This is a genomic window from Brumimicrobium oceani (genome assembly GCF_003143775.1).
Classification (GTDB): Bacteria; Bacteroidota; Bacteroidia; order Flavobacteriales_D; family Crocinitomicaceae; genus Brumimicrobium; species Brumimicrobium oceani.
In genome coordinates this window covers 322,294-336,960 of record NZ_QFRJ01000002.1, presented here as the reverse complement: position 1 = coordinate 336,960, position 14,667 = coordinate 322,294, and the positions used below count along the sequence as shown (strand labels likewise).

At 37.1% G+C, this 14,667-nt stretch carries 4 protein-coding genes; 1 reads left to right on the top strand and 3 read right to left on the bottom strand.

The genetic code is table 11. The features are described 5' to 3' along the window. Positions 1 to 76 precede the first annotated feature (76 nt). Positions 77 to 8,914: an HYR-like domain-containing protein gene (locus tag DIT68_RS04300; protein WP_158276108.1), complete on the top strand. Its 8,838-nt coding sequence runs from the start codon at positions 77 to 79 to the stop codon at positions 8,912 to 8,914. 423 nt (positions 8,915 to 9,337) lie between these two features. Here the strand turns inward: DIT68_RS04300 and pyrF are convergent, their stop codons facing one another. From pyrF to DIT68_RS04285, 3 genes are all read right to left on the bottom strand, one after another. Next, positions 9,338 to 10,159, bottom strand: coding sequence for an orotidine-5'-phosphate decarboxylase (pyrF, locus tag DIT68_RS04295; protein WP_109358575.1), 822 nt, complete (start codon positions 10,157 to 10,159; stop codon positions 9,338 to 9,340). Between the two features lie 1,191 nt (positions 10,160 to 11,350). After that, positions 11,351 to 12,145: a DUF4249 family protein gene (locus tag DIT68_RS04290; RefSeq protein WP_158276107.1), complete on the bottom strand. Its 795-nt coding sequence runs from the start codon at positions 12,143 to 12,145 to the stop codon at positions 11,351 to 11,353. A 1-nt stretch (position 12,146) separates the two neighbouring features. Next, the gene (locus tag DIT68_RS04285; RefSeq protein ID WP_109358573.1) at positions 12,147 to 14,552 is read right to left on the bottom strand and encodes a TonB-dependent receptor; all 2,406 of its coding nucleotides are present in this window, start codon (positions 14,550 to 14,552) and stop codon (positions 12,147 to 12,149) included. Positions 14,553 to 14,667: the final 115 nt, after the last annotated feature.

Genomic DNA, 14,667 nt, shown 5'->3' with positions numbered 1-14,667 from the left:
TATGAAACACATCAGTATAATTATTTTTTTCTTCATATTAATAGGTGCAAATTCAATATTCGCCCAAAACTTTAATATGACAGATGGAGACACAATTACTACTTGTACTGGAATGTTTTATGATACGGGTGGTCCCTCTGGAAATTATACAAATGGTGAAAATTTAACCTATACCATTTGTCCAAGTAATGGAATGTCAACTCGTGTAGATTTTGTCAGCTTTAACACGGAATTCTATTATGATCAGTTCACGATTTATGATGGAGATAATGTTGGCGCACCACCTATTGGAACATACTCTGGGGCAACTGGTCCTGGGTTTGTTGAAGCATCACCAAGTAATGCCTCTGGCTGTCTTACCTTCGTATTCACCGCAAATCTATCAGGAAGTAATGTGGGGTGGGAAGGAGTGATCAGCTGTAAACCAGCTTGTCAAGATTTTAGCTCTAATTTTTCTTTTTCACCCGCGCCCGATCCAGATGGAGTTATTCGAATTTGCCAAGGAACTACTGTGTCAATGACAGGAAGTGGAACCTACCCGTTTAACAACACAGAATATACGCAATCAGATGCTACATCAACCTTTAGCTGGAGCACCCAAGATGGTGTAAATCCGGTTGGACAAAATGTAAGTCATACTTTTAATAATGATGGCGGTTATCTTATTCAGCTTCAAATGGAAGATATTGAAGGATGTTCAAATACGAATATAACCAATCAAGAAATTAGAGTTTCTACCACACCCGAATTTACAGGAACTGAAGCTGTACCAGAAGAAATTTGTATCGGAGATCAATCTGTTCTTACAGGTGTGGTTACTCCAGTCACTTTCGATCGTATTTGTGATCAACCTGTTTTTCCCCCTATAGCTTTGCCAGATGGAACAGGAGTTTCTTACTCGACTTCAGTAAATATCGAGTGTTTTTTACCTAATCAAAGCTTAACAGATATTGATGATTTATTATCTATTTGTGTAAATATGGAGCATTCCTTTTTGGGAGATTTAGGGGTGATAATAGAATGTCCTTCCGGACAAACAGTAAATTTAGTAGATTTTAATTTTGGTGTAGGCGCACATTTAGGTTCTCCAATTGATAACGATAATTTTCCATTTGCGCAAGGTATTGGTTTTGATTACTGCTGGACACCAAACGCTACGAACGGAACTTTGGCCGCAAACGGAACGTCGGGAATAAGTATTCCTGCTGGCTCTTATGAATCTGAAAATCCTATGGATGCACTGGTTGGCTGTGATTTGAACGGAGTTTGGACTTTGACTTTTACCGACGATTGGGCCAGCGATAATGGTTTTGTATTCGATTGGAGTTTGAACTTTAACACAGGAATTATTCCACCTTCAATTGCGTTTACACCGGTAATTGTTTCAGAAAATTGGCAAGCTGACCCCACTATTGTAAGTGGTACAAATCCAATAAACGTGGAACCACCTGCTTTAGGAAGCTCTTGCTACACTTACGAAGCAACTGATAATTTTGGATGTTCTTACGATACCACAATCTGCGTTAATGTTAATCCTTTTCCCATCATTAATCCAATTCCTGATGTAAACCAATGTCTACCTTATACGCTTCCTGCAATTACAGGTGCAAATTTATCAGGAAGTGAGGCTTATTACACGGGTACAGGAGGAACAGGAACACAATATAATCCAGGAGATATTATTTCTTCAACGACTACAATGTACATTTATGATAGCGGTCTTCCTGCTTTTTGCGAAGATGAAACATCGTTTCTCATTACCATTTATCCTGTTACTTTAACCATCAATTGTCCTCCAAATCTTACTGCAAATTGCAATATTTCAGAGCAGCCACCTTATGCTAATCTAACAGCTTTCGAAAATGCCGGTGGTTCTGTTTCAGTTTCTGCAGGAGCTTCGATTCTGCCTTCAACTTTTACTTTACTGAGCGAAGTTTCAGATAATAATTCTTGTCCTGAAACTGTGACCAGAACCTATCAAATTCAAGACGATTGCGGAAATACAGAAACATGTACCCAAATTATTACCATAAATGATGATATAAACCCAACAGGAACAGCTCCTGCGGGAATGGCGTTTCAATGTGTGACAGATATTCCTGCTGCAAATAGTTCCCTGGTAACTAATGTGAATGACAACTGTACAGCTCACCCGATCGTTACACACCTTGGCGATGTTTCAGATGGAAATACTTGTCCGGAAATTATTACCAGAACTTACAGAATCACCGATAATTGTGGAAACTTTACCGATCTTACACAGGATTTTACAATCAACGATGATATTCTTCCAACCGGAACAGCTCCTGCAGATATTACCGTTCAGTGTATTGGTGATGTTCCTTTGCCTAATGTTTTAGAAATTACCGACGAAGCAGATAATTGTACTGTAAATCCTATTGTGACGCATGTCAGCGATGTTTCAGATGGGAATACTTGTCCAGAAATCATTACAAGAACTTACAACATTACAGACGATTGCGGAAATAATATTGATGTCGTTCAAACCATTACGGTGAGTGATGATATTGCTCCAACAGGAACGGCTCCAGCAAATGTGACAGTTCAATGTGTTGGTGATGTGCCAATGGCAGATGTCAATTTAATTACAGACGAAGCCGATAACTGTACGACCAATCCAATAGTGACTTTCGTTGGCGATGTTTCAGATGGAAATACTTGTCCTGAGCAAATTACAAGAACCTACAGAATAACAGACGATTGTGGCAATTCCACTGATTTAATTCAGCTAATTACTATCAACGACGACATCAATCCGACAGGAACAGCGCCTGCTGACCTTACTGTTCAATGTATTGACGATGTTCCAGCAAATGATATTTCTTTAATTACAGACGAAGCAGATAATTGCACTGTAAATCCAACGGTAACTTTTGTGGGCGATGTCTCAAATGGAAATACTTGTCCAGAGTTAATCACAAGAACTTATCGAATTACTGATGATTGCGGAAATTTTACTGACCTCAATCAAATAATCACCGTAAATGACGATATTCATCCAACAGGAACAGCTCCTGCAAATGTGACTGTTCAATGTATTGGTGATGTTCCAATTCCTGATGTGTCTTTAATTACAGATGAAGCTGATAATTGCACAGTAAATCCAATTGTAACGCATGTTAGCGATGTTTCAGATGGGAATGCTTGTCCAGAAATCATTACAAGAACTTACAATATTGCAGACGACTGCGGAAATAATATTGATGTCGTTCAAACAATTACGGTAAACGATGACATTTTTCCAACCGGAACAGCTCCCGCTGATCTTGCAGTTCAATGCATTGGCGATGTTCCAATTCCTGATGTTTTAGAAATTGCCGATGAGGCAGATAATTGCACAGTAAATCCAATCGTAACCCATGTTAGCGATATTTCAGATGGAAATACTTGTCCGGAAGTCATTACAAGAACTTACAACATTGCAGACGATTGCGGAAATAATATTGATGTCGTTCAAACAATTACGGTAAATGATGACATTCTCCCAACCGGAACTGCTCCTGCTGATCTTACCGTTCAATGTATTGGCGATGTTCCTATACCTAATGTTTTAGAAATTACCGATGAAGCGGATAATTGCACAGTAAATCCAATTGTAACCCATGTCAGCGATGTTTCTGACGGAAATACTTGTCCGGAGATTATTACAAGAACTTACAATATTGCAGATGACTGCGGAAATAATATTGATGTTATTCAGACCATTACAGTGAATGATGATATTGCTCCAACCGGAACAGCTCCAGCCAATGTGACTGTTCAATGTATTGGCGATGTTCCTTTGCCTAATGTTTTAGAAATCACAGACGAAGCAGACAATTGTACAGTAAATCCAATTGTAACCCATGTCAGCGATGTTTCAGATGGAAATACCTGCCCAGAGCAAATTACAAGAACTTATAGAATAACGGACGATTGTGGGAATTTTACTGATTTAGTTCAGTTCATCACAATCAACGATGACATTCTTCCAACTGGAACAGCTCCAGTCGATCTTACAGTTCAATGTATTGGCGATGTTCCAGTACATGATATTTCTTTAATCACCGATGAAGCAGATAATTGTACTGTAAATCCAACGGTGACTTTCGTTAGCGATGTTTCAGATGGGAATACTTGTCCAGAAGTCATTACAAGAACTTACAATATTGCGGATGACTGTGGAAATAATATTGATGTCGTTCAAACCATTACAGTGAATGATGATGTGAATCCAACGGCAAGTAATCCGGCTCCTCTTGTAGTGCAATGTTTAACAGATGTTCCACCCGTTGATATTTCTGTAGTAACTGATGAAGCGGACAATTGCACGGTAAACCCAATTGTAGCTTTTTCTTCTGAAAGTACAGACGGGAATTCTTGTAATGGGGAAATTATTTCAAGAATATACAGTGTTACAGACGATTGTGGAAACAGTATTAATGTGACGCACGAAATAACGATTGCTTCTTATACACCAACATTTACAGTCTCTGGAACGGGAACTGGTTCTTGTGGAGGAAGTGATGGAACAATAACACTTTCTGGATTGGATCCTAACACAAGTTACGAAATGAGTTATGATGGTGGTCCAACAAACACAATTACTACAAACGCAGCAGGTGAATATGTCATTACTGGATTGATTGCAGGTTCTTACACTAATTTTACAGTTTCAGATATTGACTGTCCTTCGTGTACAACAACAGAAAATGTTTCTATCAACATCAATGACCCAACATCAGGTTTGATTGATGCGGGGCCAGATGCATTTTATTGTGAAGGAACTACGATAGTGCTATCTGCTAATAATCCTGATGGAGCAATACTTTCTTGGGATAATGGCATTACAGATGGCGTTGGTTTTGTGCCACCAGTTGGAGTAACTTACTATACGGTAACGGCAGATTTAACCAACTGTTTTTCTTCTGATCAAGTAATGATTACAGTTTCTCCTGCTATTACAGACATTACTTGTCCGGGAGATTTAACCGCTGTTTGTGATATTTCTGAACAAGCTGCTTATGCGAACTTTGATGAATTTATTGCTGCTGGTGGCTCTGCTACTATTCCTGCCGGAGGAATAATTGATTCTTCTTCATTTATTTTATTGAGTGAAGTTTCTAACGGTAATTCTTGTCCAAAAATAATCACAAGAACCTATCAAATTGCTGATACTTGTGGAGTGACTGTTTCTTGTAGTCAAGATATTGTGATCAATGATTTAATCAATCCAACAGCTACAGCTCCTTCCGACACTACAGTTCAGTGTATAGGTGATGTTCCAGCAGTTGACATTACTGCAATTACAGATGAAGCGGATAATTGTACTGCAAATCCAATAGTTACACATGTGAGCGATGTTTCAGATGGAAATTTGTGTCCTGAAACGATTACACGAACTTACAACATTGCAGATGCATGCGGAAACAATATAGATGTGATTCAAATCATAACGGTTGATGACGATATTAATCCAACTGGAACAGCGCCTGCAGATGTAACACTGCAATGTATTGAAGACCTTCCAGCGGCAGACATTAATTTAATCACTGATGAAGCAGATAATTGTACTGCCATTCCAACAGTAACACACGTGAGTGATGTGTCAGATGGGAATACTTGTCCGGAGATTATCACAAGAACCTACAACATTGCTGACGATTGCGGAAATAGCATTAACGTCTTGCAAACCTTTACAATTAATGATACAATTCTTCCAACAGGAACTGCTCCAGCAGATGTGGCTTTACAATGTTTGGCAGATCTTCCTGCGGTGGATGTTTTAGCGATTACAGATGAAGCAGACAATTGTACAGTCAACCCAACAGTGACACATGTGAGCGATGTTTCAGATGGAAATACTTGTCCAGAAGTCATTACAAGAACATACAACATTGCAGATGATTGTGGAAATAACATAGATCTTGTACAAACATTCACGATAAATGATGACATTCTTCCAACAGGTTCGGCAGCTCCTTTGGCCGTTCAATGTATTGGTGATGTTCCTGCTCCAGATGTTAATTACATTACAGACGAAGCAGATAACTGTACAGTAAATCCAACAGTGACGCATGTCAGCGATGTTTCCGATGGTAACACTTGCCCAGAAGTAATCACAAGAACTTACAATATTGCCGATGATTGTGGAAATAATATTGATGTGACGCAAATCATCACCATTAATGATACTATTCTTCCAACGGGAACAGCACCTGCAGATGTTACAGTTCAATGTATATCGGATGTACCCGCAGTGGATATTTCTGCAATTACCGATGAAGCTGATAACTGTACAGTAATTCCTATTGTGACGCATGTAAGCGATGTTTCAGATGGAAATACTTGTCCGGAAATCATTACAAGAACCTACAATATTGCCGACGATTGTGGAAATAATATTGATGTGGTTCAAACCATTACAATCAATGATGATATCGCACCAACAGCCACAGCTCCTTCTGATACAACAGTTCAGTGTATTGGTGATGTGCCAATGGCGGATATTGCTTTAATTACTGATGAGGTAGATAATTGTACAGCTAATCCTGCAGTGATTCACTTGAGTGATATTTCAGATGGGAATACTTGTCCGGAAGTAATTACACGAACTTATCGCATTACTGATGACTGTGGAAATAACACAGATATTACACAAATTATTACGATTAACGATACTATTCTTCCAACAGGAACTGCACCTGCTGATTTAGCTTTCCAGTGTTTAAGCGATATTCCCGCAGCGGATATAAATGCAATTACAGACGAAGCAGACAATTGTACTGTGAATCCAATTGTGACGCATGTTGGAGATGTTTCAGACGGAAATACTTGTCCAGAAGTCATTACAAGAACATACAACATCGCTGATTCTTGTGGGAATAACATTGATGTCACTCAAGTTTTCACAATTAACGATACTCTTCTTCCAACGGGAACTGCTCCGGCAGATTTAGCATTGCAATGTTTGGCTGATGTTCCTGCAGTTGATGTTTTAGCGATTACAGATGAAGCCGATAATTGTACTGTTAATCCAATTGTAACACACGTTTCAGATGTTTCAGATGGAAATACTTGCCCGGAAGTTATTGTTAGAACTTATAATATTGCAGATTCTTGTGGAAACAATATTGATGTCACACAAACTTTCACTATCAATGATGACATTCTCCCAACGGCGAGCAATGCTTCTGATTTAACGGTTGAATGCAGTAGCGATGTTCCTGCAGTTAATATTTCAGTGATCACGGACGAAGCAGACAATTGTACTGCGAATCCAACGGTGGCATTTGTTTCAGAAAGTACAGATGGAAATACTTGCAACGGAGAAGTAATCACAAGGATTTACAGCGTTACAGATGATTGTGGAAACAGTATTGATGTTTCGCATACGATCACTATTGATTCTTATACACCGCCAACTTTTACCCTTTCAAGCACGGGTCCAACAACTTGTAGCGGTAGTGACGGTACTATTACGCTTTCAGGTTTAGGAGTGTCAACAAACTATCAACTGAGTTATGACGGTGGAGCTTCCAATCCGATAACTACAAATGCGGCGGGCGAATATGTGATTACGGGCTTAACAGCAGGTTCCTATATCGATTTTACGGTTTATGATGAGGATTGTCCGACTTGTTTTGTAACAGTGACGGAGACCATCAATCTATCAGATCCGGATGCACCTGCTATTGATGCTGGTCTAGATCAAGAACATTGTGAGGAGGCTTTGGTAATACTCAACGCCATCAATCCAGAAAATGCTAATATTTCTTGGGACAATGGAGTAGTGGATGGCGTTGGTTTTGTTTCTCCTGTGGGAACAACAAATTACACAGTTACTGCGGAATTAGCGAATTGTTTCTCCTCAGATGTGGTCAGTGTTTTAATTCATCCGGCACCAGCAGTTTCAGCCGGAAGTGATATCGATGGATGTTTGGATAGTGAATTTGTGCTGACAGGAAGTGGAGCGAGTTCTTATGTTTGGGACAATGGAGTAGTGGATGGTGTTGGTTTTTCACAAGGTGAAGGTACAACAACTTATTCTGTTATTGGAACATCAATTCACGGATGTAAAAATATAGATCAAGTAGATATCACTGTTCATCCATTCCCAATAGTAGATTTTATGGCAGATACTCTAACGGGATGTTATCCATTGGAAGTGAACTTTACGAGCTTACTTCACGAATTGACTGATATTTGTACTTTCACAATTAATGGGGAAACGATGACTCCTGGCATTACTGCAAATTACACTTTCAATACCGTGAAATGTTACGACATTCAACTTAGAGTAGAATCGCAATATGGATGTATAACGGACTATTCAAAAGCGGATTACATTTGTGTGGGAGAATATCCAACAGCTGATTTCTCTGTGAATCCAACTCCTTTAACGAGTTTTGAAACAGCGGCTTCGTTTACCAATGAATCGATAGGTTCTGAAACCTATAATTGGAGTTTTGGAGATGGTGAAACAAGTGTTTTAACAGATCCAACGCACAATTATTCTCCGGAGAAAGAAGAGGTGAAAGCTTACACGGTTGAACTTATTGCGTATAGCGATTATGGTTGTGCAGACACGGTTTATAAAGCCCTGCCTTATGTTGCTGATTTGGTTTATTACATTCCGAATTCCTTTACGCCAAATGCGGATATAAATAATGAAACATTTAAGCCTGTTTTCCATTCAGGATACGACCCAAAGAACTATCAATTAACCATCTTTAATCGTTGGGGAGAATTGCTGTTTGAAAGCAATGATGTGAATTATGGTTGGGATGGCAGTTACGGTGTAGATGGTGGAAGACTGGTTCAAGACGGAGTCTACATTTGGAAGATAGAATTCAAGAAGGAAAGTGATACGGAGAGAATTGAAATTTCAGGTCATGTGAATTTGATTAGATAAAAAAAATAATTACGAATTGTCAATTATCAATTACGAATGACTATAGCTTAGCGTAGCTAACATCTTTACCTAAAATAATTAGTATCCAACGTTAATAATTAGACCTGAATCATTATGAAATCATTAATGCTTATCGGGAACTTTACCAGCTATTTAATATACTACAATAAAAGGTGCTCTATTTAACTAGGACAGATCCTTCCAGAGTTGAAAATTAAGATTTTCATCTCTGATCAGGATGACAGTTGCAGGCGCTGGGAGGCAATTGAAATATGACCCTAGCTTAATGTCATCCTTCGCAAATTTCTATTTTCAACCAGTTGAAAATAGAAATTTGCGAAGGATCTTGTTAGTTTACCGCTGAATCACATTATGGTTAGGTTAGATATATTTAATGGTAAAGTATAGGCTTTAAATCATTATTTAAACCATGCCTTTTTCCACCAATACAGCTTCCATTTGCTTTTGTATTTCCTTCGCTTTTTCACCAGCTTTTTCTGCGAAATCCTCACCATCTGAAGCATAGATAATTCCACGAGATGAATTCACTAAAAGTCCGCAGTCTTCGTTCCAACCATAATTGGCTGTATCCACTAAACTTCCGCCTTGAGCCCCAATTCCAGGAACTAGGAAAAAGTAATTAGGAACAATTTTTCTTACAGTTTTTATGCTTTCAGCTCTGGTTGCTCCAACTACATACATTAAGTTCTTAGGAGTTCCCCATTTTGAAGTTTTCTTCAAAACACGTTCATACAGTTTTTCACCTGACAAATCAGTCATGAATTGGAAATCTAATGCTCCTTTGTTAGATGTCAACGCCAAAACAATAACCCATTTATCCTTATATTCTAAGAAAGGTGTAATTGAATCTTCCCCCATATAAGGTGCAATGGTTACTGCGTCAAAATCCATGTATTCGAAGAATGTCTTGGCGTAATAACGAGAAGTATTTCCAATATCTCCGCGTTTTGCATCGGCAATGGTAAACTTATCTTTTGGAATGTAATCAATTGTTTTTTTCAAAGATTCCCATCCTTTTGGTCCCAAACATTCATAAAAAGCAATATTTGGTTTGTAAGCAACACAATATTCTTTTGTGGCATCAATAATGGCCTTGTTGAATTCAAAAATAGGATCTTCAGTCTCCAACAAATGTTTTGGAATACGATCCATATCTGTATCTAATCCAACGCAAAGAAAGGATTTTTTAGATTTGATTTCTGAAATAAGTTTTTCTCTTGTCATTGCTTACTGCTTAAAAAATAAGAAGGGCAAATATAGTGAAAATTTGATAGATTTTAATTTAGAATTGGGCTACCGGGTTAATTTTCTTTTAGTGTGTTCACTTGCGTTTTTTTAAAGTGACTTCCGAAATTGAGTAGTCCTTGCAGGAAGCGATAGCATGATTTAGTATTTCAACCCAAGGCGATGCCTTGAGTTAAAATTAATTGCCACTTTCATGACGATTTTACATGCTGATTTTATTAGTTGTAATACAATTCCAAATAAGAATTTATTCGGGCTGAAAGCCCAGCTCATTTCAGCAGGATGCATCGCGTCCTGCTGAATAAATAATAGAATCCCACGCCCTGAATGGGCAAATCAATAATTTTCAGTCAAAATGATTTAAAATCAAACAATAAGCGAAAGGGTAATTCTTTTTACACTTAGGAATCTCAATCAAAAAAACGGGAACACTATTAATCTGTTGCAATATCCTAGCACACCAAAATAGTTTTTACCCAGGTTACCAAGTTAGGTCGTTTATGGAAGGAGATTTTTCTATGCTGTAATCCTAGCTAAGCCCACAGGAGTGGGTGATATGTTAATAAAAAACGGCTTGCGTTTTTTATTAAGCCACGGAGTGGTGACACAAACCAGAATTAATACTTTCATTAACCTAGACTAGTTCTTTTTTTAGAAAATAAAGGGCGCTAATAACTTAATTTGTACCCATGTATCGCCACTCCTGTGGCTTTAGGAGCGAACTCACAATTGTTTTCATTAACATTTTGCCACTCCTGTGGCAATTATAAATTTCAAAACAAATTAATGATAAGTCGAATCCAAATAATTCATTTTTTTGAAAAACTTCTCAATTGGCTGAAAAACAGCTGGACGGTGACGATAAGATTTCCTTCAAATAAATTTTAGCTAACGACTTATCTTGGTAAGCCAAATTTAGAATATGGAGGAAGAGCGAGCCGAACTTGTTTTAAGCGTTGATATTGTAAAAGTAGGACAGAAAACGACTCGATAAAGGAGATCCTTTTATTATTTGCTCATTCTTTTCCCAGAAAACTTTGATGTAAATCTTTAGGCTTTTTAATGAGTATTGTATTTTTGTATTACGCAATTTGCGTAATTTTGATTTTAGAATCTGCTCAGAAATAATCCGATTGAAATAGGATGGGCACGGAAATAAATATACTTTCATTAATCAATATATACAGTCATTCTTTCCTCCACTTCCACCGAAAAATAGCCCAATGCTTTATCCTTGAAATTAGAAATAGGATTGGAGGGGGAAGCATTGAAAAAACCGCCTTGGAAAGAAGTTTCTTCAAATGTTTTTATAAATTGATAGCGGTAATAATCTACAGATCTTAAAACAAATTCAACTGAATCTCCACTTTGGTAATAAGCAGGGACCGCATTGTTGTTCATCTCTCCATCCATTAGTTCATCTGTAAACATGTTGCTGGAAGAAAAATAATCAGATGAAAAGCCGTTGATAGCTGTTTTGGTTAAATAGTAGTTCTTTTCGTTAATAGGATCAATGAATTTTGGTGTTAGACCAGTCGTATTCATATTGCCCGAAGAATAGTTGGAGGTGAGCACAGTGTCTAAAACAATTTTGGAGGATGTTTTACAAGTAGCTTCGACTATTTTTTCACCGTCTTTTAAGCGCAAGGTATAATTGGTGTTGTAGTGAATATCGAAATTGTTTAATTCAAAATATCCGCTATCCACATAATTGAATATGCCTGAATTTCCCTTACTATCATTTATAGTAATAATAACATTTTCAGCAGGTCTGAACTCTGGAGATTCAAAATAATTTACTTCATGAGATACTCTTATTTTATGCGAAGTTTCACCTTTTACCAAAACAGCTTCTACAATGAGACGGTCAAAATCGTTTTTATATTCCAAATCGATTTCTTTTTCACATGAACAAAAAAACATTGTTAAAGTCAAAAACAGGCTATAGATAATTGTGTTTTTCATCTTATTTAATTTTAAAATTCCATGTAATGGAAGGGACAAATCTGAACAAAGAAATCTTTTTAGCTTGCATTGGTCCTGGACCATCGGGAGTATATTCTTGTTCAAAATCTATGATGAATGCATTTTGTTGACCATAAGCATTGTAAAGTGAGAAGTTAAAGCTTGATTCATATTTTTCAGTTGATTTTTTCTTCCAAGTTAAGCCTAAATCTAAACGATGATATAATGGCATTCTTTCTTGATTTCTGCCAGAATAGGAAGTTGTTGGGAATTGATTACCCGCTAAATAATAAAACCCTGTTGGAAAGGTCACCGCATTTCCAGTATGTAATACAAAAGTGGCTGATAAGGTCAATTTCGGATTTAAATCGTACATTCCAACAACACTTAAATCATGCGTTCTGTCTTGTCGGGCATTATACCATTCGCCATAATTTATACCTTCAATTTTCCTTTCTGTTCTAGACAGTGTATAGGAAATCCATCCCGTAAAATCACCTTTATTTTTCTTTATTTGAAGTTCTAAACCATAAGCTCTTCCTTCTCCGTACAGTAATTCACCTTCTATGGCTTTTGAGTAAAGAAAATCAGCAGAATTTCTGTAATCTACCTCGTTTTGGGTCTTTTTGAAGTAAGATTCTATTTTTAAATTCAATTTATTATTATAAAAATTTCTAAACCATCCCACTGCAATTTGATCTGCTATACTGGGTTTTGTGTGGTAAGAAGTAAATAAAATAATATCCATTGGATTTGAAGAGATGGAAGGGGATAAAGTGTGAATATTTTGAGTGTTTCTGGCATAAGCTGCTTTTACGGATGTTATAGGCGAAAACGCATAGGATAAAGCCAAACGAGGTTCTATGTTAAAGTAGGTTTTTGCGATCTCTCCTTTATCGAAAAACAGTGAGTCGTTTATACTTCCATCATTATCAAAAGTGAATGTTGATTCGCCATTTCCTAGCACATAAAAACTTGAAAAACGTAAGCCATAGGTAGCGTTTAATTTCTTTGTTATTTGAAAATCATCAGAAACATAAGCTGCCCATTCGAAGCTAGGCAAAGTGGTAGAGCGCTTAAATTGTGATTGATTAAATTCGCTATCTTCCTCATATTCTACCATTCCAGGTATAGACTGATGAAGAATAGCATCTAAACCAAATTTCAATTTATGTTTAGAATTAGCAAACCATTGAAAATCTTGCTTTAAATGAATGTCATTAATAATGGAGGAAATTTTAAACATTTCATAATTATTCCCATAGTTTTCCTCATTAAAAATACGGAAATCAAAATTGCTGTAAATTAAAGAGGTATTGGAGAAAAGCTTGTTGTTAACAATATGATTCCAGCGAATTGTCCCTGTTTTATTCCCCCATTGAAGTCCAAATTGAGTTTCATATTGCTCCATATCACCCATTTGTGGAATATGAGCATTATTGTCTTTTATGATAAAGTTGTCTCTTCCAAAATATCCTGAAATAAAAATCCGGTCTTTCTCTCCGAACTTATAGTTCGCTTTAGCATTTAAGTCATAAAAGTAGAGTTGTGATCCTGTTCTGCGCAGCTCTTTAGAAAAACCTTTTGCGATAAAATCTGCATAAGTTCTTCTTCCAGAAACCATAAAAGAACCTTTGTTTTTAACAATAGGACCTTGAACTGTCAATCGAGAAGCGATCAATCCAATTCCTCCATCCACTTGAAATTTCTTGTTGTTTCCTTCTTTCATTTTAATGTCCACAACAGAAGATAATCGCCCGCCAAAATTTGCTGGTTGATTCCCTTTATAAAGTGTAATGTCCTTAATTGCATCAGAATTGAATGTAGAGAAAAAGCCCAATAGGTGCGATGCGCTATAAACTGTAGCTTCATCCAAAAGAATCAAGTTTTGGTCAGCTGCTCCACCACGAACCGTAAAGCCAGCACTTCCTTCTCCTTCATTTTTGACACCAGGTAACAATTGAAGCACTTTTAGGATGTCTTTTTCACCGAAAATCATAGGGAGTTTATCGATGTCTTCAATACGAAGTCGATCAACCCCAATTTCAGTATTGGTGATGTTGTCGTTTTCTTTTTTCCCTGTAATGGCTACTTCTTCAAATTCTTGAAGCTTTGATTTCAGTTGAATGTTTTGTTGAATGCTTGAAGTTAAATCGAGCTTTAAAACTTGTTTCTCAAATCCATAATATGAAATAACTACTGAATATTCACCTTTGGGAAGGGTAAGCGAAAAGAAACCATATTCATTGGTTAAAGCTCCATATTTATGGTCCGAAGTATAAATCTTAGCTCCAATGAGTTCCTCTCCAGAGCTAAAATCAGAAATTGATCCACTGAAAGTGGTGTTTTCTTGGGAAAAAGCGAATAGAGTAGTAAGTAAAGTGAAAAAAAGAAGTAGTGTTCTCATTATTGTTTTAACTGGTTATTTTGAACGTAAATATAGAGAGTAATTCAAACATTGAATACTTTATTCACTCCATCACGAACCAAACAAAACCCAACAATGAAAAGGACGATTTGTA